This is a genomic window from Escherichia sp. KTE52, from assembly GCF_000408325.1.
In the GTDB taxonomy this organism is placed as follows: Bacteria; Pseudomonadota; Gammaproteobacteria; order Enterobacterales; family Enterobacteriaceae; genus Escherichia; species Escherichia marmotae.
Map to the genome: position 1 here is coordinate 2,144,988 of NZ_KE138680.1, position 26,482 is coordinate 2,171,469.

Genomic DNA, 26,482 nt, shown 5'->3' on the forward strand with positions numbered 1-26,482 from the left:
GTATGAGTGCTACCTCGTAATTTGCATAAAAAACGTCCATCAAATGCTATGGATGAGCAGGCTCAGTTTTGATCCCTTGTATAACGGTTTCGATACGTTCTTTTATTTCCTCAAGTTGCTGCTGACGACCTTCAGGTGTTAGTGTCTGATCTTCGTTAACGTCCAAAACCCATCGACGAGGAATTAATGCGCCAAAAACAATATCCATTAGCATCCCCGCGCAATTACCCGTGTTTTTAACAGCAATACGCCCTTGTGCTTGTTGAATATCCAGCCATTCTATTAACAGTTCTCTTGAATGAAGCGTTTTAGTGGCATATAAATAGTCTGAAAGCTCTGGAAAAAGAATTGATTCACGTGTCATTAATTTTAAGAGTGCTTCTCTCTCTTTAGCTTCTTCCTGACTTATATCTAATCGGAATATGCGAAACAGAGTTTCATTAATAGGAAGCATCTCGTTTTCCGGTCTTGGAAGATCGAGGAACAGGGTTTTATATTCTTTAATTACTTCAGAAAAAATTTCCTTTTTATTACTGAATACTTCATAAATTGTTCTTTTTGATACTTTTGCCCGACGAGCAATTTCTGTGGTTGAGGTTTGGGCAAAACCAAGCTCAATGAAGGCACTATACGCACCAATAACTATTGCTTTCTTACGCTCATCAAGTCCCGCACTTTTGGGTCTTCCCCGTCGCACCGGTGTACTCACTTCGCTCTTGTTCATCAAAGACATTTACTCCTGTATTCATTTTTGGTACTTGACCAGTACCAAAAATGGTATCACTATACCAACAACATAAGCAATGATCATAACATGGTGTATGAAAACAACCAGGTAACATCACTTCATAAAATACAGGTCCTTATTTATGAGTCGATTAAATAATAGCATCAGCCCCATTCGTGATCCCCAGGTTATACGTGTTCTGGAACGCATGAATAATGAACGTAAACATCCCCCGCAGGAGATGTTTCGCGAAGCTCCTGTACTTGATCCTGAAAAATTTTCCGGTTATGGCTTTTCCATAGCCCCAGAGCAGGGGGAACTTATCTACTTACTGTGCCGGGCAATGAAAGCCACTCGTGTTGTGGACTTTGCAACTTCTGTAGGTATGTCAGCACTCTATTTTGCCGCTGCGATGAAAGATAATGGTGGCGGACTGGTGATTGGTTCTGAAATGGTTCGGGAAAAGGCTGAAGTCGCGTCCCGAAATCTGGCAGAGGCTGGTCTTACGTCTTTTGTTGATATTCGTGTCGGTGATGCGAGAGAAACGCTGAAAGATCTCGGTGGTCCTGTCGATTTTATTCTTATTGATGGTTTCCCTCTTGCTGATGGCCCAAGTCTTGCTCGTCAGGTTACTGAGATTGTTGCGCCGCAGCTACGAGTGGGAGGATATATATTAAATGATAACGCAGAACCAGATTTTTTATCTTATGTTCGTGATCCACAGAATGGTTTTATTTCTATAACATTACCGATAAAACGAGGTACAGAGTTAGCACTGAAGATAAGTTAAATATAAGTACGAATGATAAAGTTGAAAAATCATAGTCCTTGTTCATACTGATACTCATCTACTTTTTATCAGAAGTAAAGGGGCATTTATGCCGACGCGCAGAGAGTTTTTAATTAAAAGTGTTGCGGGTGCTTTAATTGTTTCAATGCCTCGCATTGTATTTGCAAACACAAATAACAAAGCAATAAATGCTACAGCTATTACACAAGTTTTTGGTGACGGAGTTCGACTTATTGCGATCGCTGTAGAATTTGAAAAACCTATAAACAAGGAAGAACTTTCAACAATAGAGTTTAGTGTAAAAAATTATCACATCAATAAAACATTTGTCAGCCAGTCAACAGCTTTGGTTGAAGCAAAATCAGGTAAGTACGCGATACTTGAACTGGAACACAGCAAACCACAAAATGAATGGCAAGAAACTATAACGGACCCAACAATACAAAAAGCAGCGCCCAAACAAGGGCAAGGTAAACCTACCTGGGTTGCAGGAGAAAAACTAAACCAAACAATTAAATATAAAGATGCTTCTGCTGTTGTCGTCACACAAAATACCACACTGGAAACTAACGCCGTTTCAAACCTGGTAGTGGATAGTTTTAGACAAGATGAATATAAAGATAAAGAAAGCGGGAAAATACTAAAATATAATTTCTTTATTCCTGAAGAACAAAATAAACCATTACCACTGGTTCTTTTTATGCATGATGCAGGGGCTACCAGTGCACAAGTTACAACGACTCTGTTTCAGGGGTTAGGCGCAGTAATTTGGGCAGAACCTGAAGAGCAAATGAAACGCCCCTGTTATGTTTTAGCTCCTCAATATAATGAAATCATTGCTGATGATGACTGGCGTACCTCAACATTGCTTGATACAACAATAAATCTTGTTCAGTATTTGGTAAAAGAATATAAAATAGATCCTGAGCGTATTTATGTTACTGGTCAGTCAGGGGGATGTATGCTGGCCATCGCCATGAATATTAAATATCCTGATTTTTTCACAGCAAGTTACCTGGTTGCAGGAAAGTGGGATGCGGAACAGGTTGCTCCAATAGCTAAAAACAAATTATGGTTTATGGCCTCAGAGGATGATTCAGGAGCTTTTCCCAGCTTCAACGCGATTACTGAACGTCTTGAGCAATTTGGCGGAAAGGTTTCTCGCGCGGCATGGAATGGCCAGTGGGAGCCTGAGCAATATCGATTTGCTGCCGACACTTTGTTTGAAGAACAAACTAATATCCGTTATACCGTTTTTATAAAAGACAGTGTATTTGATGAATACTCTTCGCGAGAAGGGGCAAGTGGGCATCGTAACACATGGCGTATTGCTTACAGCATAGAACCTATTCGCGAATGGTTATTTAACCAACGTAAACAATAAAAAATAGACCAGACTGTCATCAGGTAACGTGTTGGCAGTCATTTTTGCCGAGAGACAGAATGAAGACATTATTATTTGTAATTCTATTTTTTTCTGCATCTGTATATGCTGATACGGCATCAAAAATGAATTTTGACGAAATACTTACACGCTCTGCTCAAGGAGATGCAGAAGCACAAGCCAGATTGGGGGAAGCATACCTAAATGGAAACTACAATCAAACGGTGAATTACGCTCAGTCTTTTAAATGGTTGACGAAATCAGCAGCCAGCGGAAATCCCCGAGCGAAACTGGATTTAGGGATTTTATATCTTAATGGGTATGGCGTACCGTTTGATTATGCCAAAGCCTTAAGCCTTTTTGAGCAAGCTGACTTAGCGGGAGAAATGAAAGCTGCACGTTATCTTGGGATTATTTATGAAAGAGGATTAGGCGTTTCTCAGGACTATAAAAAAGCAGCGGAATATTATAAGAACGGCGATAAACATAATGATATTACGGCGCAGTATCGTCTGGCGAAACTTTATGAGCAAGGTTATGGTGTAGAACGCGATTACCAAAAAGCGATAAACCTTTATCTTAAACATATCAACAGAATGGATCATATCACTGCCCCCAGTTTTGTGGCTTTAGGTGATATTTATTCACTGGGATTGGGCGTCGAGAAAAATCCCCAACTGGCTGAAAAGTGGTATCAAAAAGCGATTGATGCAGCTAATACACAGCGTCAGCAGTAGGTGAGTTAATGCTGGCGTACTGAATACACCAGCATTAATCAGGCATGATTATGCGACCAGCCAGACAAGTATTGTTGAACCTTCGAACTCAGAGTTAACGCTTTTTCTTGCGCCCCTGAACAGCCTTAAAACGGGGATTAGATTTACAAATAACATATAGCCGTCCTTTTCGCTTCACAATCTGACAGTCTGGGTGGCGTTCTTTTGCTGTGCGCAGAGAGTTAAGGACTTTCATCATGCCCCCTTTTTCGTGCTAACAAAACGACCAAAACGCTGGGTAAATCGCGCCACATTTCCTTCTGATGAAACGGATCTCAGTTTCCCGGTATAGAACGGGTGTGATTTTGAAGAGACATCAATCGTTACATACGGATACGTTACGCCATCCAGTTCAATCTCACGGTCTGTTTTGATAGTGGAGCCAATTTTAAAGTACTCATCAGCACTGGTGTCGTGGAACACCACGGTACGATATTCAGGATGGATATTTTGTTTCATTACTTCTTCATGTTACGTTATAACATAACAATAAAGATACATTCTCGTCCAGATAATTTCAACAAAATCCTATGACCACCTGGATATGCGGGATTCCTGCAGCTAACCGAACGTGCCGGAAGTGAGAGATGTTGTTGGCTATCGTTGGTAACGGCACTATTCAGCAGCCGAACTGCTGATTTACGACACGACCCGCGGAGCAGTATGAAAGCATTTGAGAATGTGGGTAAGCTCTGCTTTACCGGCTGATTATTTATCACACAGCCAAAGTAGCAATTTAGTGAACCAACATGCGCATTGGGTAACTAAAATGCTGACTCAATGCGCAATCTCTTTCAGTGCGGCACAAATACGGTTTTTTTAAGCTTCCCTTTGAAACAGTACAAATACCTCTCCCACAGGCATAGCTATTATGAAGGAGGTAGAAGATACATATATTAAATATCACCTAAGGGAATTGTTTTTTGATGTAATTAATAGAAGTGGAGGAATAAATAGGCATATTCTACAATTGCAACAAAAACAACAATATTAATCAGTTTATTACTGATTTCCTGTATCTTATTCTCTTTCATTGGTATTTCCTCGCTTTAAAAAGAGCGCACCTCATAAGCGCCTTGTATATAGATAGCGAGTTTGGTCAACCAATTTTTTGAGGTGTATCACAAATTTGAAAAGATGTATTACATCAATTATTACTAATCGCACAAAAGTGATCCATATTCGACACCTGAAATTGGCCCTGAGGATTACTCTGCTCTTCTTGTAAGATCCCCGCGTAATTGTGCTATTCACATTTAGAGAGCACCGTATTTACAGCCCGCAGAGGCTGTATTTTCGCCGTAAGGGCAAGTCATGGAATCGATGCTCATGATAAACAGTCAGTTACTATTTACTTATAGATTTCAGCAACACCATGCAGTTTGTTATTCCCAGTCGTAGACAGGATTTTGAACGACGTTGCTCCTTGCTCATCAGCTTTACGAGAAAGCGCATTTGATACCTCATCAAGCGTCAGGGCATTACTGACTGAAACTACACCAATCTTTTCTTTGCCATCTGCATGACGAATCTCCTCAGCAGCAGATGCGGTATTTACCGAAATGAATCCCATGAATAATGCAGTAATTAGTAGTGCTTTCATATCTGATACCTGTTTTGAACGATATATTTGGAAGTTGACGAATATCAGGAGGAGCCTCCTCCTTCTTGATATGTAAATATACAGTTCTAAACTGTCATAAGACTGACTGTCATATGACAACGTTGTCAGATTTTTGAATTTTTTGAATACAGATTCAGGTCGTTAATAATGCATTCCGGTTCTTCAGTAAGGGGCATATTGTTTATATCGAAAACCCCATCATTTTTTTGTGGATTATCACTTTGCAACTCTGCAAACAGAGGGGTGAGATCCTGCTGTGCTTCTCCTCGCTCTGCGACCAGTTCGAACGTTTTATTTTTTGCTGCATCGTTGCTCAGAGCAGTTACCAGAACCTGGGCGATTTGTTCCCGGGAGATAACACCATCTTCCGGTGTTCCCGCATGGCGTCTATCCCCCTGAAGCATAACGATTCTGTGCTCATCATCATTGTTGTAATCAAACCAGCCGGGTCTGACGATAGTGTAGGTATGCCCACTGGCTCTGACCAGGCGTTCAGCTCGTCTTTTCCAGTCATGAACTTCAGTACATTGATTCCAGCTACTGAGGCGCTCAGTAACGCCAATTGTTGTCATCAGGGCGATGCGAACAGGTGTAGCCATGAATCTTCGCAAAATGTTACGTACACCGCCGTAATCTATCGCTCTGGCACCAATACGTCCCTGACCATCGGAGCCAAGTGTAAAAATGATGGCATCAATATCTTTCGGTAAATCGGTGAGTGTTTCAGGTATTGAAACATCGCCATAGAAAATATCTGTTCCACGAGGGAGTAATTTGATTTTCCGCCGATTCCTGACCAGAGCCACGGGCTGATGGCCCATTGCAATAGCAGTATTCACAACATGAATGCCAATGCTTCCTGTCGCTCCTGCAACGAGTATTTTCATGATAAACCTTCTGATAATTCAGCCTTATTTTCGATACAGCCAGAATATCAATTATCATTATTGTCAATAATGGGGCTAAAATGATTGTGTCTATGAACACCCTTCATGAGTGCGTTTTGAAGGGAATGCTTCTACAAGGAAATTGCCAATGCTCAAAGAAAACTTCAACGAATTGCAAATATTTCTTGTGGTGGCAAGGGAGCGAAGTTTTACCAAAGCCGCGGGCAAACTCGGTGTTTCTCAGTCTGCTCTCAGCCATGCGATTAAGGCGCTGGAGGAAAGGCTAAATATCCGCCTCTTAACCCGAACTACCCGCAGCGTGGCTCCCACGGAAGCAGGGGAGAGAATAATTGCCTGTCTTGAGCCTCGTATTGACGAGCTTGAACAGGAGCTGGAATCACTTATTCAACTGAACGGCACGCCCTCCGGGAATATTCGTTTATCTGCCGGGGAACATGCTGCGCGCAGTCTGGTCTGGCCGAAGCTAAAACCGTTCCTCAGGGAGTATCCCGAAATCAATGTTGAACTGGTGGTAGATAACGGTTTTGTCGATATTGTTGAAGGCCGCTTTGATGCCGGGATCCGTCTGGGTGAAAGTGTGGATAAAGATATGATTGCCGTGAAGATTGGACCGGATATGCGGATGGCCGTGGTGGGAGCACCGGCGTATTTTGCGGCTAATTCCTTACCAGAAACGCCTCACGATCTACAAAATCATCAGTGTATCAATATGCGTTTGCCAACTGCCGGTGGAATTTATCACTGGGAGTTTGAGCGAGAAGGCAAACCGTTACGGGTCAGAGTTGATGGGCAACTGACGTTTAATCTGCTGCCAGAAAGAATTGATGCAGCATTATCAGGATTTGGTATCGCCTGTGTTCCCGAAAACTCGGTTCAGGATTATGTAAAGTCAGGCGAACTTATTCAGGTTTTACAGGAGTGGTGTCCTTCTTTCCCTGGATATTATCTTTACTATCCCAGCCGTAAGCAGCACCCGCCTGCTTTTGCGCTGTTGATCGATGCACTTCGCTACTCGGAATAACGGGTCCGCATTTTGCTGTGGACCCGTTTGGGCATCAACGACCTACGCGTGCCTGGTGCTCAGGCGAGTAACGTTCACCGACGATTTTAATTGTTTCCAGTGCCTGGGTTATCTGCTGTGTATCTTTCTGCGAAAGAATAATGTCGACAGCGCCCAGGTTTTCTTCCAGCCGGTGCAGTTTAGTGGTGCCCGGGATGGGAACAATCCACGGTTTTTGTGCTAACAGCCAGGCCAGTGCAATTTGGGCAGACGTTACCCCTTTCTCTGCAGCCAGCTCACCCAACAACGTGACCAGTTTTTCATTGGCTTCAATGGCTTGTGCAGCGAAACGCGGTACGGTGCTGCGGTAATCATCCTTACCAAAAGTTGTCCCTGGTTTAATTGACCCCGTCAGAAAACCTTTACCTAATGGGCTGAATGGCACAAAACCAATTCCCAGCTCCTCCAGCAACGGCAGAATTTCCTGCTCAGGCTCACGCCACCACATGGAGTATTCGCTTTGCAGGGCGGTGACAGGTTGTACTGCATGTGCACGACGAATGGTTTGCGCACCCGCTTCGGACAGACCGAAATGTTTGACTTTACCTTCTGCGATAAGGTCTTTCACCGTTCCAGCAACGTCTTCAATCGGGACATCTGGATCGACACGGTGTTGATACAACAGGTCAATAACATCTGTCTTCAGACGGCGTAATGATCCTTCAACGGCTTCACGGATATGTTCCGGGCGGCTGTTTAAAATCTGCTGCTTATTATCATCACCGAAGGTAAAGCCAAATTTAGTGGCAATCACCACGCGGTCACGAAACGGTTTTAAGGCTTCGCCAACAACTTCTTCATTCAGATACGGACCATACACTTCGGCGGTATCGAAGAAGGTAACGCCACGTTCAACGGCAGCGCGAATGAGTTCGATAGCCTGACGGGTATTTGTTGCCGGACCGTAGCCGTAGCTCAAGCCCATGCAACCGAGTCCAAGGGCGGAGACTTCGAGTCCGGATTTACCCAGATAACGTTTTTGCATTGAATGAATACCTCTTTTATCGCGGCTTAAACATCAAGTTTGCGGCCAGTCAGCCATTCCACCATTGCGGGATCGCGGTGAGAGAAGAACGCGCTGGTTGCAGTATCAAGGGCAGTAATCTGCAGCATATCTTCAGGACTGAGTTCAAAATCAAGAATGTTAATGTTTTCTTCCATGCGTTCTTTTCGTACTGATTTCGCCAGCGAAACGATGCCTCGTTGGTAGATCCAGCGCAAAACAACCTGACCCACGCTTTTGCCGTATTTCTTGCCTATTGCCGCCAATACAGGATGCTGGAACAGACCATTTTTACCTTCCGCAAACGGTGCCCAGGCTTCTGGCTGAATACCACGACTTTGCATCCACGGAACGGCCTGTAATTGCTGGTTGAAGGGGTTAACTTCAATCTGGTTCACCGCCGGAACGACTTTATTAAAGGCGATAAGGTCAGCCAGTCGGTCAGGGTGGAAGTTACTGACGCCAATAGCGCGGATCTTGCCTGCCTGTTGCAGTTCTTCCATGGCGCGCCAGGCACCGTGGACATCGCCGTATGGCTGGTGAATCAAATACAGGTCAACGTAATCAAGTTGCAGTCGATTCAGTGAGCGTTCGAACTGGGCTTTGGCACCTTCGTAATTCGTATCCTGCAACCAGAGTTTAGTGGTGACAAAGAGTTCGTTACGCGCAATACCACTTTGTTTTAGCGCATTCCCAACCTGGGTTTCATTCTGATATGAAGCGGCGGTATCAATCAGGCGATAACCGGTGTCAATAGCGTCAATAATCGCTCTTTCGCATTCGGCGGCATCTGTCATCTGAAATACACCAAAACCCAGCAAGGGCATTTCAATACCGTTGTTCAGTTTTACAGTTTGCATGGTGTTACCTCCCGTTATTGTTCACGGGAAGCATAACGTAAAGGGAGTGATGAGATTAGACGGAAGGATTTGTCAGGGGCTATGAACAAAATTCATTAATCCGCCAGAATGCAGATTTGAGTGGCCTCGTAACCAGGTGGGTCTATTTTATTAATGAATTATCTGCATAAGTGAAATCACAATTTGCATACTAATCGGGAGTTGTATTTTAACTTAGAATAATGATCCATACGTGATGGAGGTGCTTACCGTGGAATTTTCTGTATTAAGCAACAATCTTAAAATGCCGATGGTCGGTTTTGGGGTTTTTCAGGTTACCGATAAAGAAGAGTGTAAACAGTCGGTGTTGAGTGCTATCCGGACAGGTTATCGTCTTATCGATACTGCTGCGGTATACGGTAATGAAGATGCTGTCGGTGAAGCGGTTCGTGAGGCCATTTCGGAAGGTCTTTGTACCCGAGAGGAATTATTTATTACCTCAAAACTTTGGGTACAGGACATGGTCGATCGCGATACAGCAAAAGCAGGAATTGAAGCATAGTTAAAAAAATCGGGCCTTGAATACTTTGATCTCTATTTATTGCACCAGGCAATGCGCGATTATTTCAGTGCGTGGCGCGCCCTGGAAGAGGCTTATGATGAGGGGAAACTGAAAGCGATTGGTGTTTCCAACTTCTATCCTCATGTATTAGCAAATTTTTGTGAAACTGTCAGAGTAAAACCAATGGTAAACCAGGTGGAACTGCATCCCTATTTTGCTCAACCTGAGGCGCTGGCAACGATGAAGTACTATAATGTGCAGCCTGAAGCCTGGGCTCCATTAGGCGGTGGAAGACATAAGCCATTTGAAAACAAAATGCTTCAGAGTATTGCAAATACTCACCAGAAATCGATTTCTCAGGTAATCCTGCGCTGGAATATTCAACGAGGCGTAGTTGTTATACCGAAATCGACTCATCAACACCGTATTGAGGAAAATTTCGCCATCTGGGATTTTTCCCTGACAGATGAAGAAATGGAACAAATTAGTTCACTCGATTTAGGCTATGTTGGCGAATCCGTAAAACATTTTAATCCTGAGTTTATTCGTGGTTGTCTTGGCGTAAAAATACATGACTGATTTTAGTATTTGTTGAGCTATATCATTTGGATGAGGATGTTTTATCTGAGCGTACAGGCTTTATTTTATAAAGTAGTCACATTCAGACAATATGGCTTTTAGCCAGTGCTTTAAGGATATGATCCTTAAATTATTAATCATTTCACAATGAAGAGGCACGTTATGAAAACTATTGGTTATGCTGCACTCTCTGCCGACGCAAAGCTGGTTCCTTATCATTTTAAACGTCGTGAGTTACGTGACAATGATATTGCCATTGAAATTCTTTATTGTGGCGTTTGTCACTCAGATTTACATACAGTTAATGGCGACTGGGGGCCTCAACCTTATCCGTTAATTCCGGGGCACGAAATTGTTGGTGTCGTGAGATCAGTGGGGCAGGGGGTTAAAAAATATCAGGTAGGTGATCATGTTGCCGTTGGCTGTATGGTCGATAGCTGTATGCACTGCGACCAGTGTGAGCAGGGCGAAGAGCAGTATTGCCGCCACGGGATGACGCCAACTTATGGTGCTAAGGATCGGATTAGCGGCGAAATCACTCAGGGAGGCTACTCCAAACATATTGTGGTACGTGAGGAATTTGTCCTGCGGATCCCTGAAAATATGGATTTAGCGAAAACCGCGCCGATTCTCTGTGCAGGTATCACCACGTTCTCACCATTACGTACCTGGAATGTTGGCCCTGGCAGCCGTGTTGGCGTTATTGGGTTAGGCGGATTAGGCCATATGGCGGTAAAACTGGCCGTTGCGATGGGGGCTGACGTTACTGTGATTAGCCGGACGAAAAGCAAAGAGGATGAGGCAAAATCGCTCGGTGCAAAAGGCATTCTCCCGTCTTCAGACCCCGAGGCATTACAAAGCTCAGCCTGCGCATTCGATTTGATTATCGATACAGTTCCCGTTAAACACGACCTGAATATCTACACCCCATTATTAGATATTGATGGTTCATTAGTTATTGTTGGCCAGGTTGGTCCTGTGGAAGAACCTTCAACGATCCCTCTGATTATGGGGCGTCGCCGTGTTGCAGGTTCACTCATCGGTGGTATTGCAGAAACACAGGAAGTGCTGGATTTCTGCGCGAAGCATAATGTCTATCCCGAATGTGAAATGATCAATATTGATCAGATAAACGATGCTTTTTCCCGCCTTGCAAAAGGGGATATGGCGCATCGTTTTGTCATTGACATGGCTTCACTGAATGGCTGAGTAACGGAGTAATTCAGAGCAGCGATTCTTTATATTTACCAATAAATCACAAAATTGAACCGCTGCTCTGGTGAAACTCCTTTTACGCGCAACAACGATGAATGCCATCAAATCATGAAGATTCTTTCGTGCCTCTCATTGCGGAAAGGAAAGAGTATCAGTTTGTATCCTGATGTGACGGAATATGGGAAGTCCCAACATAAAGGGAGCGCGAGTCAGCCCCCTTTGCTTAATTAATCAAGTTTTTTGTCATGAATGAATTTACTGACCAAATCAGCGATTTGCACATTATTCAGGTCAGAGAACGGGAAGTGGGTATTACCTTTTATCCCTACTTCAGGCAGATGCGTCACCGTCACATCCCCACCATGCTTGTTAACCACGTCACGCCACGTACGCGCCATTGCCAGGCGTACTCGCCAACTGTCCTGCGCGGGCATGGATACAGGCTTATCCGGTATGTTATCGCCGTAAATAATCAGAATCGGGATTTTAGTCAGCGCCATAAACTGCTCCATTGGCACTGGTTCACCCTTCAGCGTGTCGAACGCACTTGGCATAGGGGGGGGAGTTCTTTTTCCGGGAACACAAAGCCACTTCCTGGCTCGAAGGCGACAATGGCTTTTACCTTGTTGTTTTTTATCGCGGTATACCAGCCTGGACCACCACCCTGAGAGTGAGTGAAGAGGATTGCCGGACCTGATTTATCTACTACGGCAGACATCGCATCAGAGATGACATTGACATCAAACGGCCCTGTATTCGGGGTCATCTGGCGGAAATACTGATTCAGTGCCTCTTTGTCGTGGGAAAACTGGACGCCTTTAAAATACGCTGGCCACACGCCAACACGGAACTGGTTAAACCACATCTGCTCATCGGGTTTTGGTGTAACCGTACTTTCTACAGTGGTACGTCCGGCATCACCCCGACGCGGCTGATCGACAATATACGTGGAGAATCCGCGACGCAGGAATATGTTCTGGAATCCTTCACGACCATCCGGCGTACTTTCCCAGGTACGGGAAGATTGACCTGCGCCGTGTAGCATAACGATGGGATATTTATGCGGATTCTCCGGGATTTGGTAGAACACTGACGCATGATCGCCATGATAAGTTTGCCCCGCCGAGTCCAGCGGCTTTTTCGCATTAAATGTTCCTGGCGCGGTGATGATGGTGCCCCCGGCAGAAAAGCTTCCTTGTTCCTGAATGACCAATGGTTCGGCAGAGACCGACTGCGCCGCCAGACCTCCTGCCATCATGCAGATAGCCAGCGTTTTTAAGACAGTTTTCAAGATTACATCCTCTGTTATGGTTGCCGTTCAATCATATCTGAGTTACCAGCGTTAATTATTTTGCCCCCTTGATTGCCTTTATTTGGCAGATTCATGAATGTGGATGATGAATCACATATGTTCTCTGATCAGGGGGCCAGTCTGCATGGCGACCTTCTCTATTTGCTTTCAATCGCTTTTTGCAGTGCCTCTTCAGCTCTTGTGGCCGCATCATAGTCACCATGTTCACGCAGAACCTGTGCCAACTGCCGTAACTGCGCTGCTGTCAGGCCAACTCTCATGCTTGCTCGCGTATGTGACAACAATTGGGCTTCAATGCCTGGCGTGGCTGCTAATGCGCCAACTGTTGCCAGTTCACGGCTTTGCCAGTCGAGGTTATCGCGGGCGAAAATGTCCCCGAACAGATGCGTTTGCAGGAATTGATTTATCGTGGGCGCAAAATCAAACAGTGGCCCCTGGACAGGCGCTCCTGCGATTTTAGTCTGGTTTGCGATACCGACACGGCGAAGCTCATCCCCGACGGGAACCGGGGCGATTGGCTCTTTACCTTCAATGTCTTCGATGCCACGTTGTTTACGTGCTTCGACGACTTTCATCAGCTCATTCAGAGCATTCAGGCTGCGGGGGAATCCGGTATAGGCATAGAGCTGGATGAGAATTTCTTTAGCTTCGTTTATCGTGAGTCCTGCATCAAGTCCCTGATTAAGTGCTGCATTCAGCTTATCCATCTGACTGCTGGCCATTGAGGCGGCAATCAACGGGATGGCCTGCTGGCGAGCTGAAAGCGTATCTGAAACCGTGTATTCATGATTCATTTTGGTAGCTCCTTTATTGATGAGCGCAGCATTTGCGGTAAGCGCAAAACCAAAGGTTAGCAGTACCGCTGCCGTTAATATCTTAATGGGTGTGGTATTGTTCATCTGTCACTAACTCCTTCCAGTTAACGCTTTTGCCATCCACCACGCCGGTTATTGCCAGATGTGTCATCGCGCTACCGGGGGCTGCGCCATGCCAGTGTTTGACGCCCGCCGGGCAAGAGACAACATCGCCAGCACGGATCACCTGTACCGGCTGGCCTTCTTGTTGGGTGAGCCCAACACCAGCGGTCACAATCAGCCGCTGACCAGCCGGATGAGTATGCCAGGCGGAGCGAGCGCCTGGTTCAAAGGTGACATAAGCCGCGGAAACACGGATGTCGTTGTCTGCGTTGAACAGCGGATCAACCCGGACACGACCGGTAAAGTTCTCCGCTGATCCGTACACCGCATTCTGGCTTCCGGCGGGAGCAATATGGACAGCGGAATTTTGCTCCACTGCCCAGGATGAAGCGGTGAAGAGTGGCAGTAGTAACCCGAGATAACGTAACAGTCTGATCATGCAAAGCGTCCTTATCTACGATGATGGAGGGGATGCAATGATACTAATCAGCGTGACATGTCGTCAGGCTGACGCCTCCCTGACAATTTTGTCAGTTAACGCTGCACCAGACTCAGTGCCTGAAGGCGAATTGCCCGCTGTTTTATTTGCTTGCATCGCAAAGGTGAGGCCAAATGTATTGATGCCACCTTCACTACGGGCAAAGGCATCTCCCCGGTGCATAATAGCGACGGCGCGCACAATCGACAGACCCAACCCATGATGGGCATCACTTCTTGCCCGGGAGGTGTCGATGCGATAAAACCGCTCAAAAAGCCGGTGTAAGTGCTCAGGTGCTATCGGATCGCCCGGATTGGAAACTTCAACACAGGCCTGATTATCTCTTTCGCTTAACCGCACGGTAATCGTGCTATTGGAGGGGGAATGTCTTGCGCTATTTTCCAGTAAATTGGCCAGTGAGCGGTGGAACAGCCGCCGATCGATAAGCGCAGTGACATCGCCTTCAACATCCAGCGAAAGCTGTTTTTCTGTAAAAGAAGGCTCGACATATTCTGCTGTCTTAAGGGTTTCTTCTCGCAAGGAGACTTGTTTAAGCTGAGACGCATGTTCCCCCGCGTGGGCATGAGACAGGAACAGCATGTCATTGACAATAGACGTCATACGTTCAAGCTCTTCCAGATTCGAGCCCAATAATTCTTCCAGTTCTTCATAAGATCGTCGGCGTGATAGCCCCAGTTGCGTTTGGCCAATCAGGTTAGTCAGCGGCGTGCGAAGTTCATGAGCAACATCAGCATTAAAACTTTCAAGTTGCCGCCAGGCGATTTCCTGGCGCTCCAGCACGCCATTAAATGATGAGGCCAGTTGCTGCAACTCTTCGGGCAAGGCTCTGGCATCCAGTCGCTGATTATGATCCCCTGGTGCGAGATGTTGCGCCTGCTTACTGAGCATTCCCACCGGACGCAGGCCAATCTTTGAAACAACGTAGCCCAGCAGGGCGACGATCGCTACGCCCAGAGCAGTAATGATCAACAGTGTCCGCGTAAAGGCATTGAGCGTGCCCATGTACGGCGTGGAGTCAATGGCGACCACATAACGTAACTCAGGTCTTTCACCGTTTGCCGGGATCGTTTTCACTAACAGAAACAGCGAGCATGCGCCCTCTGATGCGCCGGGTACTTTATTAAATCCCTCCCGCAAAGAAGACCACTGAACTCCCACTGGCGGTATTCCTCCCACGCTGAAACGCGGGTTATCGCTGACTATCCAGTAGCGCACGCGCTCACCTTCGGAATTGGCTAATACGGTGAATTTATTGGCAAGCGTGGACCAACCGTCGGCTGAGGTTCGAGCGGTGATCCACGGACTCATCAATGATTCCCTGAACAACAGTTCGTTGTGCATCTGTTTTTGTAAGGAATCATGCAAAGAGCTTCTGAGCAGGATGCCAATAACGGAAACAATCAGCAGCGCGGATAAGGCAAACATCAGCGCCAGGTGGACAGAGATGGAACGCTTGAGCATGCTTATCCCCTTTATTTACTCAGGCCGGACTTCGAGGACATACCCCATGCCGCGAACGGTATGAAGCAACTTAACGTCGAATGGGGCATCAACTTTGGCGCGTAAACGTTTAATAGCGACTTCAACCACATTGGCATCACTATCAAAATTCATGTCCCAGACTTGTTCGGCAATCATCATCTTTGACAGGATCTCCCCTTGATGGCGAGCGAGCAAACTCAACAGGGAAAACTCTTTCGCGGTTAGTTCCAGTCTCGTTCCTCCGCGAAATACCCTGCGCGCCAGTAAGTCGAGATGCAGATCCTGAATATGAAGCTGAGTGATGTCTGCGCCATCCGTAGGGCGGCGACGCACCAACGCCTGAATACGCGCCACCAATTCAATGAGTGAAAAGGGCTTAGGGAGATAATCATCTGCTCCCAGACGCAGCCCTTTGACGCGTTCGTCGACCGATCCCCGTGCTGACAGCATCAGCACGGGGGTCTGTTTCCTGGTCCGGACGCCTTCCAGCACCTGATAACCATCCATTCCGGGTAGCATCACATCAAGAATTATCGCGTCGTAGTCTAATTCCAGCGCATAATGAAGCCCTTCAGCGCCATTGGCAGAAATATCAACGATGAACCCTGATTCTTTTAATGCACGGCTGATATATGTCGAGGTTTTCTCTTCATCTTCTATAAGTAAAAGGCGCATAATATTTATCCCGCTCCATTAATGATTTTAGGGCACTGGTTTATTTATCGAGTCCTTTATCGTGTAACCACGATGCCATTATCCCGGCAATCTCCTGATTATTCTTTTCCGCCATCAGGAAATGAGAATTGCCTTTGATGCCAATATCAGGGAGATGGACAAGGGTAGCATCTCCACCGTGACGGTTGATGGTCATAACAAATTGCTTTGCCATTTCATATTCACTTCTCCATTTATCCGGGCCAACGGCCGTATCCGGTTTTTCAGCAATAAAATCGCCATAATAAATAACGATTGGGATCCGCGTGAGTTTGAGAAACTCGTTCATGGGAACTCCCATCGCGGAAGCACTCAAGGGGGCAAATGTGGTTTTCACCGGGGATGGCATCTCATTTTCCGGGAAGATAAATGGTGTTCCACCTGGCTCATAAGCAACAATAGCTTTTACATTGTCGGTATAAAAGGGGGTTCTCCAGCCAATAGTGCCGCCCATCGAGTGAGTGATTAAAATACCCTGGCCAATTTTTTCAAATAACTGAGCAAGTGTTTTCGCATTCAGCTCATTATCAAGTTCTCCTGAGTAGGGATTCCAGGAACGCTGGAATGCTTCAATACTTTCAGGATTGTCAGGAAACTGCGAATTTTTAAATACGCCCTGTTCATTGCCAACACGGGACAACAGAAAAAATGTCTTGTCGGCATACATAGGATTGCCCGCCCAGGGATTTTTACCCGTATCATCTTTGGTTGATAAACCGGCTTCACCCATACGGGGTTGGTCAACGAGATAAACACTATAGTTTTTTTTCAGGAAAATATTCTGGAATCCATCGCGTCCATCTGGTGTACTTTCCCATGTTCTTTTGGTTTGTGCCCCGCCATGCTGGAAGACCAGAGGATATTTATGTGTATTTACCGGAATTTGGTAGAAGACGTAAGCATGATCGCCATAAGCTGTCTGACCATCAGGAGACAGAAAATTTTGTTCTGAAAATGTGCCTGAATGTTTTACCGTTGTACCACCTACAGTAAAGCTTCCCTGGGTTTGTAATACAATATGCGGTTCTGCACTTTGGCTCTGAATGTTGTGCATTGCGCAACCAGAAACAGAAAATATCAGTCCGGACAACAAAACATTACCGACCGTTTTTTTGAAGGAAGTTTTATGGCTCATATATTATCTCTGATATTTTATTATGGCTTCAAATAGTGCTCCAGGTATTATCCAATACCTGTCATCATTGCTACGAGAGGCATCGTAATAAGTGACACCAGTGTGGTTAACGTTGCACCTTTAAGAGCTAACGGATAAACTTTTTTATTTAACATCTGAGCTAATAAGGGAGTTCCGGCACCAGCCGGTGTCGCTACCGCAGCCAGCAGGACACCCAGTAATAGCCCATTTGTAATGAATAACTTCATTATTAATATAATGACAAGCGGAATAATGACCATTTTAAAAAAAGTGAATACCCATACTTTTACATCCTTAAAAACAGATTTCCATTCGATGTCTAACAGGAATGAGCCAATCAGTAGCATTGAAACCGGGCCAGTTATTGCGCCCAGCATTTTGATTGGTTGTGCAATGACGTAAGGAATGTGTATATTTGAAATATATAAAATCAAAGCAAGGATACAGGCAATAATCCCTGGGTTGATGACGTTTAACATATTTCTCAAGCTAAGCGCTTCAGCATTTCCACTCTGGTCTTTCATGCAGTAATAGCCATATGAAAAGAATAATAAGTTATATGGGAGTAAAAACACAGTGATATAAATCATGGCTTCAGCGCCATACAATGAATATATCATTGGGATCCCCATCATGGAAATATTGGTAAATGTTGTCATAACAGTAACCACACCATGATATTCTCTTTCATATCGTAAAACTCTTGCCAGTATACGGCTGCAAATAATCAGTAAAATAAGCGCAGTAAATGCAGATGCAAGCACGATGGAAAGTTCTTTTCCGGAAATATGTGGTTGGTCAGTGGTTATTCCGGAAAGTATAATGGCTGGCATCGCAAAGTTAAAAACAAGAGATGTGAGTTGGGGAGTGTTTCCTGGTGTAATGACTCCCACTTTACGAGCTATAACGCCAACGCCAATAAGAAGAAAGAAAATGATAAGTTGCTCAAGTGTCGCCATATTAATATCCTTGCCATGGTATATATAATAATTATTAACCCGGAAGCTGTGAATTTTATTTGTTGAACTGTTATAAGTGACTTATTTTATACGGGGTATATCACAACCGCTTAAGTCAGGTTGAGTATAGCAACATATTTATGTGCATTTGAGAGAGCTTTACCGATAGGGTTAATCAGCCTGATTCATAAATCAGGTCAGGGAAAGGGTCTGCGTTCTCTCATTTCAACCACCGACAACAGAAAACGCGATTATCAGGGGTGTTTCCTGACAAAAATGTTATTTAGCGGTCATGATGCTGACAGTTTTTTCTCTCTACCCTGTGTCTGAATGTTCCATCTCGCTTACCTTATGAACACGCATTTTTATCGGGAGAAACCATGAAATTGACTCTTTTAAGTGCAATGCTGATGACGGCGGTAGTCGGTATCACCTCAGCCAATGCAGCAGATTACAAAAAGAACCCATTTACTCTCGTTTATGACGGGGCTATCACCGAGAATGTCGCAGGTAAGGTCAATATCCATCCGGTGAAATATGATCTCCATGGCATTCAAATTGCAGCAAATGTGTATACACCGGCTAACTATGATCCAGCGAAAAAATATCCGGCAATCGTGGTGGCTCACCCTAATGGTGGCGTAAAAGAGCAGGTTGCCGGGTTATATGCCCAACGCCTGGCAGAACACGGATATATTACCATCGCCGCCGATGCTGCTTATCAGGGGGCCAGCGGAGGTCTGCCGCGTAACGTAGACAAGCCCGCAAATCGTATTGAAGATATCCACGGCATGGCTGACTTCATCAGTCAGTATCCCGGTGTTGATAGCACCCGTATTGGCTTGCTGGGGATTTGTGGAGGAGGCGGCTATTCACTTGTTGCCGCTGAGACGGATAAACGCTTCAAATCGATTGCCACCATCAGCATGTTTAATTCAGGTCTTGTGCGGCGTAATGGTTTTCAGAATTCACAGTTGGATACTATCCAGCAGCGGCTCCAGCAGGCTTCTGACGCACGCGCTCAGGAAGCAGCCGGAGGTGAAGTGCTTTACTCCGGTGATGCCAACCTGACTGATGAACAGATCGCTAAATTGCCATTTGCTTTGTACCGACAGGGCTATGAGTATTACTGGAAAACGCACGCACATCCAAATTCAACGTTTAAATACACCACAAGCAGTTTGCTGGATCTGATGAGCTTTGACGTGACAGACCATATCGATCTCATCAATCAACCACTGCTGATGATTGCCGGTACAAAAGCGGATACGTTGTACATGACTGAAGATGCATTCGCTAAAGCCACAGGTACGAAAAACAAAGAACTCTTCCTGATCGATGGCGCTACCCATATTGAGACCTATTGGGTGCCTGAATACGTTGACCAGGCGACGCAAAAATTAGACGTTTTCTTTGATAAGAATATTTAATTAACCTCCGATGCTCTCCAGCAGGCTGGGGAGCATTCGCGCACTCTTCGTCGCTGGGAATAAGGACACAGGTACTGAATTTTCCAATACAGGCTAATGTGAATAATGTCGATGCTTTATATCAGGAAGTTTATATACTCAACAAAGAAACATTGAGCATCAAAAAGCGTCAGCCTCGCCTGTACAAAGAGAAGACTGACGCCTGAATAATGAGAAACAAATTCTGTTCTGATTATAAGAATTTAAACTTTAAAATCTGAACATGATTCATGACTTCGTTGGTTGAGGATATCCCGTGCTGAATCGGCCATTATCATGACTGCGCCAGCCAGCATCAGGGTATCCTTCAACACCAGACGACCGGCACCGGATAAATAAGGAAAACCATGATGAGCATCCCCCAGTGCGGGCACCCAGGCTTCAGGTGTGGTGATTAAAAATGAGAGTGTTACCAGAGGTGTGGCAAATGACATCAGTCCTCCCAATAAACCCAACCACCGGTTAACAGGGTTAGCCAAAACCAGTAGCGCAATCATCACCTCCGCGACGCCAAGGCCATTGGAAAAACCATAGGTATTATTGGTAATTTGCCATGCCCGGGCTTCTGGCTTGTATTCGCCTTCGTGAGTCAGATACTGTTTGTAGTCTTCCGGATGTTCATAGAAGAACGACATTAACGGACTGTTCGCGACGAATGGTGTAATGCTGTCTGCCTCGTAAGGGACAAACTTTAATAACCCAATCCACATAAAAACAATCGCAATGCTCAGTCGAATCAATGTCAGGCCAACTTTATCCCCCCGACTTAACAGGTGCAGGTATTTTTCCATTGTAAACATCCTTATTTATACAATACTGCCGTTGCGGTTGAGTTATTATCAATTCGCATTGAGGTGACTTTCCATGATGAAGCATCGTATTTTCTGGCAATATCGGCAATGGCATCCTCCAGAACTGTTGGTGAGGCTGATATTGACGAGACGCTGACATGTTTCAGAACTATTTTGTCATCTGCATTGGTGGAAAAAGCCATAACGCCAGATAATAGCGTTGCAAATAAAACAGTTTTTTTAAACATATAAAATACCATCAATGAAGTGATTAAGAAGTTATAGAATAAGCAAAAGCTAATAAAATGCTTTTCTCTGAGACGCCAGAATATTTGTCCTGGCGTCTGATTTTTGGGTTATTTGACTAATGAAAATAGATCATTGAGCGATTCGCTCATCGACGGGTGAGTAAAAATCTGATCGCGTAATACGCTATAAGGCAGTCCGGCATCCATCACCATTTTCACTATATTGATCATCTCGTGGGAATCAACACACAGCAGTGATGCCCCTAATATGCGTTGGGTTTTATTATCGACAATCGCTTTTAATACCCCACGGGTATCGTTCATCACTCTGGCGCGCGGAATTGCTGTTACAGGTAATGTTGCCACCTGAATATCCGCGCCGCTTTCCCTGGCCTGCTCTTCCGTTATACCAACCCGGGACAGCGGTGGAGTCATGAATACGGAATAAGGCACATTTTTCCGATCGTCTGTGCTACGTTTGCCTTCTCCCAGTAACTCATCGCGCACGATGCGGAAGTCATCCAGTGAAATATAGGTAAACTGTAGCCCGCCGGTAACATCTCCCATCGCCCAAATATTGTCCGCTGTGGTATGTAATTGCTTGTCAACGACAATTGCTCCGCGCTCGTTTACCGCGACACAGGCATTTCCTGGCTTTAACGAAGCAGTAGCCGGTTGACGGCCGGAAGCTATTAACAATGCATTCACCGCCAGTTGGGCGTGCCCGGTATGCACTTGCACTTTATTTTCATCGTGGCTGATTCGCTCCACATGGGCATTGAGGATAATATCGACGCCCTGTTCGCGTAAAATAGTCGCGATATTATCAGCAATATCCCGATCCTCACGAGGCAAAAACAGAGGTGCGGCTTCGAAAATAGTAACCTTACTGCCAAAATTGGCGAACATAGAGGCGAACTCAACGCCAATATATCCCCCGCCCAAAATACCTAAATGCTCGGGTAATTCCTTCAGATTCAGTAATCCGGTACTGTCATAGACGCCAGGCGTTGTGGTTATTCCAGGAATTGGCGGAATCACGGTTTGCGCACCGGTATTAATAAAAATTTTCTCGCCACTAATCTCCAGATTTCCCTCAGGTCGATGAATGCGCAGAATATGGTTATCGATAAACTCCGCTTGTCCGTCGATCACGTCGATATTGGTCATATCTGCAAGATTATGGAAATTCTTATCGCGTAATAAACTGACGACCTCATCTTTACGCTGCATGGCACTGGCAAAATCTACGTGCTGTTGTGCATCATGAACCAACGTCTTGGTCGGGATGCAGCCGATATTAATACAAGTCCCGCCATACATTGCGTTCGATTGTTCGATGAGGGCCACACGCCAACCCGCTTTAGCCAGCGTGACGGCTAATGTTTTTCCTGCCTTACCAAAACCAATAATAACTGCCTGATATTTATTCATGATAATTTCCTGTCGAAACGTATTCATTTGACATAATGACTATAGACGTAAAGGCAAAAATAATATTTCTTCACAACGCTTAAAATTTTGTCTTATCGTCTTGTGTTTGTTGTTTTTTAATCAGGGTCACAATATGACGATGATGATTAACTAATTGATGATATTAGATTAATGCTTATATAAGATTGCTGCTATCTGTAATCAATAACCACTCAGGAGTCTGATATGGATGCCCTTAGCCGTTTGTTGATGCTTAACGCTCCACAAGGAACGATCGATAAAAATTGCGAGTTAGGAAGCGACTGGCAGCTTCCACATGGCGCAGGAGAACTGTCGGTTATTCGTTGGCATGCGCTAACACAAGGTGCGGCGAAACTGGAAATACCGACGGGGCAGACCTTTACGTTACGCTCAGGGAGTGTGGTTCTGTTACCACACAATTCAGCGCATCGCCTGAGTCACGTCGAAAATGAATCGACCTGTATTGTCTGCGGCACTCTTCGACTGCAACGTTCGGCGCGTTATTTTTTAACCTCTTTGCCGGAAGTGCTGGTTTTGGCACCGGAAAGCGACAGTGTGGAATTTCACTGGCTGAGGGAAGCGATTCCTTTTTTACAACAGGAATCCAGATCGGCAATGCCGGGAGCGGATGCACTGTGTAGCCAGGTCTGCGCGACACTATTTACACTCGCGGTACGTGAATGGATTGCACAGGCTAATACAGAGAAAAACATTCTCAGTTTGCTACTGCATCCGCGTCTTGGTGCGGTGATCCAGCAAATGCTGGAAATGCCCGGACACGCCTGGACCGTCGAATCACTGGCCAGCATCGCTCACATGTCCAGGGCAAGTTTTGCCCAACTTTTCCGTGATGTTTCCGGAACTACGCCACTGGCTGTATTAACAAAGTTACGCCTACAAATAGCGGCCCAGATGTTTTCCCGGGAAACGCTCCCTGTTGTGGTGATTGCTGAGTCGGTAGGCTATGCCAGTGAATCATCTTTTCACAAGGCTTTTGTCCGGGAGTTTGCTTGTACTCCGGGAGAATATCGGGAAAGAGTCAGACAACTTCAGGAGGTTATCTTGTAAGCTAAGTATGAATAAGATTACCGGGCATAAAAATAGAGTCTGTCATACTTAGCGTAGTGGAGGAAAACAGCAGGATGTTCTGGAAGATATAAAGAACATCCTGGCATTCTGGAGATAAGATTTCTGTTACTTAGCCTTTATTTGTGTTCTGACAAATATAAAAGCATATTATCGCATAAACCAGAAATAAAAGAGGCCAACTTTTAAGCCAAGTATCGCGATGTAGGCACAGCAATATTTCATGGTGCCAGACATTATTTGATTAGCCTGTCCTTCCATTTTCGTGGCTGAAACGGCAATGGCGATACTTTGTGGCGAAATCATTTTTCCTCCCGTTGCACCGGAGGTATTTGCCGCCGCCAGCCAGTTGGGATCGATATGTAACTTACTGGCTGCAATAGTTTGCAGTTTGCCAAACAAAATATTCGAGTTAGTGTCGCTACCAGTGACGAAAGTACCCAGAGCACCAATGACCGGGGCGAGGAAGACATATGAACTTCCTGTGAGGTCGACAATTGACTGTGCCAGCGTAGAAATAATGCCGCTGAGATCCATAACTGTTGCCATAGCGACAATAGCCATAATTGCAATAATAGAATTTTTAAGTTGGAGCACGGTTTTGACAAAAACTTCCAGCATACCGCGTGCTGAAGCCCCCTGAATAAAACCGCCGAGAATAGTCGCAAAGATAATCAGCATTCCTGGCGTCGTGAGCCATTCGATTTTTAACACCAATGTTCCACCATCGACCAGTGAAAAATGCAGTGCTGAAGCTAACTGAGATGCTGCCGCCTTTATCGTTGGGAATAACGGTGAGCACAACAGAATAAAGATAAAAATGAACAGGTAAATAGAGCCGACCCGAAACAGCACCTTTACTGAGCGTGGTGCCATTTCACGGGTATGGCTGGCTTCAATACGCCACTCGGGATCTACGTCTCTTTTGCGTAAACGGCTGGCAATTGCGACAGTGAAAAGGCTAACCAGGCTGCCAGCAAAAGCGGGTAATTCGGCACCGAGATGTATGGCAACAAAATACTGCGGAACAAGTGTCGCAATGCCACATAGCAGCGTGATAAGGAATACGCCGCGAATTGCTTTCACACCGCCGCCAATAATACCAATAATGACAAAGGGCAGCAGGAGATTAAAAATCGCCAATTGCAGAATAATTGTGCCACCTAAGGTGTAAACCGACAGGTTAACCTGTTCGGCCAGAATCGAAACTGGAATACCCACTGCCCCAAACGCTGTAGGTACGGTATTAGCAACCAGTGAAGCAATTGCGGCTTTCAGTGGGTTGAATCCCAGCGCGATGAGGATACCGATAGGGATTGCGACCGCTGTACCGTAACCGGCGGCAGCTTCAAGAAAACCACCAAAACACCACGAAATAAGGAGTACCTGGATACGCTTATCTTCGCTAATACTGGCGAGAATATCGCGGAGAATATTCAGCGCTTTGGTTGCCTGCATCACGTTATAACTGAATATCGCGCCGAGGATCACAATCACTATCGGCCATAACCCTTTGAGTGCGCCATAACTCACGGAGGCTTTAAGATTTTGTACTGGCATGTCCCAGAACAGGACAGATAAAACAGCAGTGAATGCCAGTGATATCAGAACTGAATAATGGATAGGCATCTTCAGTTTCAGAATCAGAAATACCATAAGGAGCAAAGGTGAGAGTGCTATAGCAAACATTAAATATCCGTGCATTTCTATTTCCAACTATATTGCTTGACCTTGTTTATATATTTTTCCGAAGAAGGCTATCTCATTGTAAAAATAAAAAATGCAAACTGAATCGCTTCAGTAAAATAAAATTATGGCTGTTGATGATTGTATGTTTATTGTTGATTACTCGACGTATAAAACAATGAGTGTATATTTTCACAGCCCCAAAATGAGTAGCTAAAAATAGGTATTGGAGTTCATGGTTATGAACTTTATTGCCTTCTTAAATCAAATTCATGATCCCGTGTTGATAGTGTGTGTCATTATAAAAATGTGAGCGATGCCGAAAGAAATAAAATTAGTTATTGCATCCCGGAATTGAATGACGGATTATCTGTTTTGTCATACAAATGAGTTTGAAATTGTATTTTGCTACCTGATTAAAAAAGAGCCCCTATTTTTGTTGATGATTGATAACCCATAAGGGGTGGTTGCCATCGGGCATAAACAGAAATGAAGTAATGGAGTATTGGTTGTGAATGTAAATTTCTTTGTTACCTGTATTGGTGATGCACTGAAATCAAGGATGGCACGAGACTCCGTGTTGCTACTGGAAAAGCTCGGCTGTCACGTAAATTTCCCGGAGAAACAGGGATGCTGCGGTCAGCCAGCGATCAATAGTGGTTATATCAAAGAAGCGATTCCAGGGATGAAAAATCTGATCGCCGCACTGGAGGAAAACGACGATCCCATTATTTCTCCTGCCGGTTCCTGCACCTATGCCGTAAAAAGTTACCCGACCTATCTGGCTGAGGAGCCTGAATGGGCATTACGTGCCGAAAAGGTCGCTGCGCGTATGCAGGATCTCACCTCTTTTATTGTTAATAAATTAGGGGTAGTTGATGTAGGAGCCAGCTTGCAAGGGAGGGCAGTGTATCACCCGTCTTGCAGTCTGGCCCGTAAGTTGGGGGTGAAGGATGAGCCACTTACGCTCCTGAAAAATGTGCGCGGGCTGGAGTTGTTGTCCTTTGCCGAACAGGACACCTGCTGCGGATTTGGCGGCACATTCTCGGTCAAAATGGCCGAAATATCCGGCGAGATGGTGAAAGAAAAGGTTTCACATCTGATGGAGGTTCGTCCTGAGTATCTCATTGGTGCTGACGTGAGTTGCCTGCTGAACATTAGTGGGCGGTTACAACGGGAAGGGCAGAAAGTCAAAGTGATGCATATTGCTGAAGTGCTGATGAGTCGCTGAGGATATAAAG

At 45.2% G+C, this 26,482-nt stretch carries 26 protein-coding genes and 2 pseudogenes; 9 read left to right on the top strand and 19 right to left on the bottom strand.

Annotated features, from left to right (window positions below; translation table 11 throughout):
• Window positions 1-46 precede the first annotated feature (46 nt).
• On the bottom strand, window positions 47-724 hold the full coding sequence (locus A1SC_RS01785; protein ID WP_010377142.1) for a TetR/AcrR family transcriptional regulator: 678 nt from the start codon (window positions 722-724) through the stop codon (window positions 47-49).
• A 145-nt stretch (window positions 725-869) separates the two neighbouring features.
• Here A1SC_RS01785 and A1SC_RS01780 point away from each other — a divergent pair, with 145 nt between their 5' ends.
• From A1SC_RS01780 to A1SC_RS01770, 3 genes are all read left to right on the top strand, one after another.
• Window positions 870-1,517, top strand: a complete 648-nt coding sequence (locus tag A1SC_RS01780; RefSeq protein WP_001515803.1) for an O-methyltransferase — start codon at window positions 870-872, stop codon at window positions 1,515-1,517.
• Window positions 1,518-1,605: 88 nt separating this feature from the next.
• Window positions 1,606-2,901 (top strand): prolyl oligopeptidase family serine peptidase, encoded by a 1,296-nt coding sequence (locus tag A1SC_RS01775; protein ID WP_001143170.1) that lies wholly within the window; start codon window positions 1,606-1,608, stop codon window positions 2,899-2,901.
• A gap of 59 nt (window positions 2,902-2,960) precedes the next feature.
• Window positions 2,961-3,638 carry a tetratricopeptide repeat protein gene (locus A1SC_RS01770; RefSeq protein ID WP_001515804.1) on the top strand — a complete coding sequence of 226 codons (678 nt, stop codon included), beginning with the start codon at window positions 2,961-2,963 and terminating at the stop codon, window positions 3,636-3,638.
• 94 nt (window positions 3,639-3,732) lie between these two features.
• Here the strand turns inward: A1SC_RS01770 and ykgO are convergent, their stop codons facing one another.
• From ykgO to A1SC_RS01745, 5 genes are all read right to left on the bottom strand, one after another.
• Window positions 3,733-3,873, bottom strand: coding sequence for a type B 50S ribosomal protein L36 (gene ykgO, locus A1SC_RS01765; protein ID WP_000866436.1), 141 nt, complete (start codon window positions 3,871-3,873; stop codon window positions 3,733-3,735).
• Window positions 3,873-4,136 carry a type B 50S ribosomal protein L31 gene (locus tag A1SC_RS01760; RefSeq protein WP_000812360.1) on the bottom strand — a complete coding sequence of 88 codons (264 nt, stop codon included), beginning with the start codon at window positions 4,134-4,136 and terminating at the stop codon, window positions 3,873-3,875. Before A1SC_RS01760 ends, ykgO begins: the two co-directional genes overlap by 1 nt.
• 473 nt (window positions 4,137-4,609) lie before the next feature.
• Entirely contained in the window at window positions 4,610-4,711 is a 102-nt protein-coding gene (gene ykgR, locus A1SC_RS01755) for a small membrane protein YkgR (RefSeq protein WP_000662202.1), read from the bottom strand.
• 317 nt (window positions 4,712-5,028) lie between these two features.
• A complete protein-coding gene (locus A1SC_RS01750; RefSeq protein WP_000645741.1) occupies window positions 5,029-5,280 on the bottom strand; it encodes a YdgH/BhsA/McbA family protein in 252 nt (83 codons plus the stop codon).
• A 125-nt stretch (window positions 5,281-5,405) separates the two neighbouring features.
• Complete coding sequence (locus A1SC_RS01745; protein ID WP_016262946.1) at window positions 5,406-6,188, bottom strand: SDR family oxidoreductase; 783 nt, start codon at window positions 6,186-6,188, stop codon at window positions 5,406-5,408.
• Between the two features lie 148 nt (window positions 6,189-6,336).
• On the opposite strand from A1SC_RS01745, the gene A1SC_RS01740 reads away from it, so the two are divergent.
• Window positions 6,337-7,230 (top strand): LysR family transcriptional regulator, encoded by an 894-nt coding sequence (locus A1SC_RS01740; protein WP_000910707.1) that lies wholly within the window; start codon window positions 6,337-6,339, stop codon window positions 7,228-7,230.
• Between the two features lie 34 nt (window positions 7,231-7,264).
• Here A1SC_RS01740 and A1SC_RS01735 read toward each other — a convergent pair whose 3' ends face one another.
• Entirely contained in the window at window positions 7,265-8,254 is a 990-nt protein-coding gene (locus A1SC_RS01735) for an aldo/keto reductase (RefSeq protein ID WP_016262947.1), read from the bottom strand.
• A 26-nt stretch (window positions 8,255-8,280) separates the two neighbouring features.
• Window positions 8,281-9,132: an aldo/keto reductase gene (locus A1SC_RS01730; RefSeq protein WP_016262948.1), complete on the bottom strand. Its 852-nt coding sequence runs from the start codon at window positions 9,130-9,132 to the stop codon at window positions 8,281-8,283.
• A 250-nt stretch (window positions 9,133-9,382) separates the two neighbouring features.
• Between A1SC_RS01730 and A1SC_RS0122570 the strand changes: the two are divergent.
• Both A1SC_RS0122570 and A1SC_RS01725 read left to right on the top strand, forming a co-directional pair.
• Window positions 9,383-10,252: pseudogene (locus A1SC_RS0122570) on the top strand (aldo/keto reductase).
• A gap of 162 nt (window positions 10,253-10,414) precedes the next feature.
• Entirely contained in the window at window positions 10,415-11,461 is a 1,047-nt protein-coding gene (locus tag A1SC_RS01725; protein ID WP_016262951.1) for an NAD(P)-dependent alcohol dehydrogenase, read from the top strand.
• Window positions 11,462-11,694: 233 nt separating this feature from the next.
• Here A1SC_RS01725 and A1SC_RS0122575 read toward each other — a convergent pair.
• From A1SC_RS0122575 to A1SC_RS01695, 7 genes and pseudogenes are all read right to left on the bottom strand, one after another.
• A pseudogene (locus A1SC_RS0122575) lies at window positions 11,695-12,758 on the bottom strand (alpha/beta hydrolase).
• Window positions 12,759-12,916: 158 nt separating this feature from the next.
• Window positions 12,917-13,678 (bottom strand): carboxymuconolactone decarboxylase family protein, encoded by a 762-nt coding sequence (locus tag A1SC_RS01720; RefSeq protein ID WP_016262954.1) that lies wholly within the window; start codon window positions 13,676-13,678, stop codon window positions 12,917-12,919.
• A complete protein-coding gene (locus A1SC_RS01715; protein ID WP_016262955.1) occupies window positions 13,656-14,135 on the bottom strand; it encodes a (R)-mandelonitrile lyase in 480 nt (159 codons plus the stop codon). The genes A1SC_RS01720 and A1SC_RS01715 overlap by 23 nt, the downstream gene beginning before the upstream one ends.
• A gap of 63 nt (window positions 14,136-14,198) precedes the next feature.
• Window positions 14,199-15,656: a heavy metal sensor histidine kinase gene (locus A1SC_RS01710; RefSeq protein ID WP_016262956.1), complete on the bottom strand. Its 1,458-nt coding sequence runs from the start codon at window positions 15,654-15,656 to the stop codon at window positions 14,199-14,201.
• 15 nt (window positions 15,657-15,671) lie between these two features.
• Window positions 15,672-16,352, bottom strand: coding sequence for a heavy metal response regulator transcription factor (locus tag A1SC_RS01705; protein ID WP_001237983.1), 681 nt, complete (start codon window positions 16,350-16,352; stop codon window positions 15,672-15,674).
• A gap of 40 nt (window positions 16,353-16,392) precedes the next feature.
• Window positions 16,393-17,526: an alpha/beta hydrolase gene (locus A1SC_RS01700; protein WP_016262957.1), complete on the bottom strand. Its 1,134-nt coding sequence runs from the start codon at window positions 17,524-17,526 to the stop codon at window positions 16,393-16,395.
• Window positions 17,527-17,573: 47 nt separating this feature from the next.
• On the bottom strand, window positions 17,574-18,506 hold the full coding sequence (locus A1SC_RS01695) for an AEC family transporter (RefSeq protein ID WP_001515811.1): 933 nt from the start codon (window positions 18,504-18,506) through the stop codon (window positions 17,574-17,576).
• 404 nt (window positions 18,507-18,910) lie between these two features.
• Here A1SC_RS01695 and A1SC_RS01690 point away from each other — a divergent pair, with 404 nt between their 5' ends.
• The gene (locus tag A1SC_RS01690) at window positions 18,911-19,936 is read left to right on the top strand and encodes an alpha/beta hydrolase (protein ID WP_370567165.1); all 1,026 of its coding nucleotides are present in this window, start codon (window positions 18,911-18,913) and stop codon (window positions 19,934-19,936) included.
• A 242-nt stretch (window positions 19,937-20,178) separates the two neighbouring features.
• On the opposite strand, the gene rclC is transcribed toward A1SC_RS01690, so the two are convergent.
• The 3 genes from rclC to rclA form a co-directional block, all read right to left on the bottom strand.
• Entirely contained in the window at window positions 20,179-20,766 is a 588-nt protein-coding gene (gene rclC / locus A1SC_RS01685) for a reactive chlorine resistance membrane protein RclC (RefSeq protein WP_016262958.1), read from the bottom strand.
• An 11-nt stretch (window positions 20,767-20,777) separates the two neighbouring features.
• The gene (gene rclB / locus A1SC_RS0122580; RefSeq protein WP_000475158.1) at window positions 20,778-21,014 is read right to left on the bottom strand and encodes a reactive chlorine resistance periplasmic protein RclB; all 237 of its coding nucleotides are present in this window, start codon (window positions 21,012-21,014) and stop codon (window positions 20,778-20,780) included.
• 108 nt (window positions 21,015-21,122) lie between these two features.
• A complete protein-coding gene (gene rclA, locus A1SC_RS01680; RefSeq protein ID WP_016262959.1) occupies window positions 21,123-22,448 on the bottom strand; it encodes a reactive chlorine resistance oxidoreductase RclA in 1,326 nt (441 codons plus the stop codon).
• A gap of 225 nt (window positions 22,449-22,673) precedes the next feature.
• Between rclA and rclR the strand changes: the two genes are divergently transcribed.
• Window positions 22,674-23,537 (top strand): reactive chlorine-specific transcriptional regulator RclR, encoded by an 864-nt coding sequence (rclR, locus tag A1SC_RS01675; protein ID WP_000339576.1) that lies wholly within the window; start codon window positions 22,674-22,676, stop codon window positions 23,535-23,537.
• A gap of 168 nt (window positions 23,538-23,705) precedes the next feature.
• Here the strand turns inward: rclR and A1SC_RS01670 are convergent, their stop codons facing one another.
• The gene (locus tag A1SC_RS01670; RefSeq protein WP_024214660.1) at window positions 23,706-25,259 is read right to left on the bottom strand and encodes an L-lactate permease; all 1,554 of its coding nucleotides are present in this window, start codon (window positions 25,257-25,259) and stop codon (window positions 23,706-23,708) included.
• A gap of 493 nt (window positions 25,260-25,752) precedes the next feature.
• On the opposite strand from A1SC_RS01670, the gene A1SC_RS01665 reads away from it, so the two are divergent.
• Window positions 25,753-26,472: a (Fe-S)-binding protein gene (locus tag A1SC_RS01665; protein ID WP_016262961.1), complete on the top strand. Its 720-nt coding sequence runs from the start codon at window positions 25,753-25,755 to the stop codon at window positions 26,470-26,472.
• The last annotated feature ends 10 nt before the right edge of the window (window positions 26,473-26,482 follow it).

Bases quoted from the DNA above. Each gene is read 5' to 3' on its own strand.
- A1SC_RS01785 (WP_010377142.1), bottom strand. From the start codon at position 724: ATGAACAAGAGCGAAGTGAGTACACCGGTGCGACGGGGAAGACCCAAA.
- A1SC_RS01780 (WP_001515803.1), top strand. From the start codon at position 870: ATGAGTCGATTAAATAATAGCATCAGCCCCATTCGTGATCCCCAGGTT.
- A1SC_RS01775 (WP_001143170.1), top strand. From the start codon at position 1,606: ATGCCGACGCGCAGAGAGTTTTTAATTAAAAGTGTTGCGGGTGCTTTA.
- A1SC_RS01770 (WP_001515804.1), top strand. From the start codon at position 2,961: ATGAAGACATTATTATTTGTAATTCTATTTTTTTCTGCATCTGTATAT.
- ykgO (WP_000866436.1), bottom strand. From the start codon at position 3,873: ATGAAAGTCCTTAACTCTCTGCGCACAGCAAAAGAACGCCACCCAGAC.
- A1SC_RS01760 (WP_000812360.1), bottom strand. From the start codon at position 4,136: ATGAAACAAAATATCCATCCTGAATATCGTACCGTGGTGTTCCACGAC.
- ykgR (WP_000662202.1), bottom strand. From the start codon at position 4,711: ATGAAAGAGAATAAGATACAGGAAATCAGTAATAAACTGATTAATATT.
- A1SC_RS01750 (WP_000645741.1), bottom strand. From the start codon at position 5,280: ATGAAAGCACTACTAATTACTGCATTATTCATGGGATTCATTTCGGTA.
- A1SC_RS01745 (WP_016262946.1), bottom strand. From the start codon at position 6,188: ATGAAAATACTCGTTGCAGGAGCGACAGGAAGCATTGGCATTCATGTT.
- A1SC_RS01740 (WP_000910707.1), top strand. From the start codon at position 6,337: ATGCTCAAAGAAAACTTCAACGAATTGCAAATATTTCTTGTGGTGGCA.
- A1SC_RS01735 (WP_016262947.1), bottom strand. From the start codon at position 8,254: ATGCAAAAACGTTATCTGGGTAAATCCGGACTCGAAGTCTCCGCCCTT.
- A1SC_RS01730 (WP_016262948.1), bottom strand. From the start codon at position 9,132: ATGCAAACTGTAAAACTGAACAACGGTATTGAAATGCCCTTGCTGGGT.
- A1SC_RS01725 (WP_016262951.1), top strand. From the start codon at position 10,415: ATGAAAACTATTGGTTATGCTGCACTCTCTGCCGACGCAAAGCTGGTT.
- A1SC_RS01720 (WP_016262954.1), bottom strand. From the start codon at position 13,678: ATGAACAATACCACACCCATTAAGATATTAACGGCAGCGGTACTGCTA.
- A1SC_RS01715 (WP_016262955.1), bottom strand. From the start codon at position 14,135: ATGATCAGACTGTTACGTTATCTCGGGTTACTACTGCCACTCTTCACC.
- A1SC_RS01710 (WP_016262956.1), bottom strand. From the start codon at position 15,656: ATGCTCAAGCGTTCCATCTCTGTCCACCTGGCGCTGATGTTTGCCTTA.
- A1SC_RS01705 (WP_001237983.1), bottom strand. From the start codon at position 16,352: ATGCGCCTTTTACTTATAGAAGATGAAGAGAAAACCTCGACATATATC.
- A1SC_RS01700 (WP_016262957.1), bottom strand. From the start codon at position 17,526: ATGAGCCATAAAACTTCCTTCAAAAAAACGGTCGGTAATGTTTTGTTG.
- A1SC_RS01695 (WP_001515811.1), bottom strand. From the start codon at position 18,506: ATGGCGACACTTGAGCAACTTATCATTTTCTTTCTTCTTATTGGCGTT.
- A1SC_RS01690 (WP_370567165.1), top strand. From the start codon at position 18,911: ATGCTGATGACGGCGGTAGTCGGTATCACCTCAGCCAATGCAGCAGAT.
- rclC (WP_016262958.1), bottom strand. From the start codon at position 20,766: ATGGAAAAATACCTGCACCTGTTAAGTCGGGGGGATAAAGTTGGCCTG.
- rclB (WP_000475158.1), bottom strand. From the start codon at position 21,014: ATGTTTAAAAAAACTGTTTTATTTGCAACGCTATTATCTGGCGTTATG.
- rclA (WP_016262959.1), bottom strand. From the start codon at position 22,448: ATGAATAAATATCAGGCAGTTATTATTGGTTTTGGTAAGGCAGGAAAA.
- rclR (WP_000339576.1), top strand. From the start codon at position 22,674: ATGGATGCCCTTAGCCGTTTGTTGATGCTTAACGCTCCACAAGGAACG.
- A1SC_RS01670 (WP_024214660.1), bottom strand. From the start codon at position 25,259: ATGCACGGATATTTAATGTTTGCTATAGCACTCTCACCTTTGCTCCTT.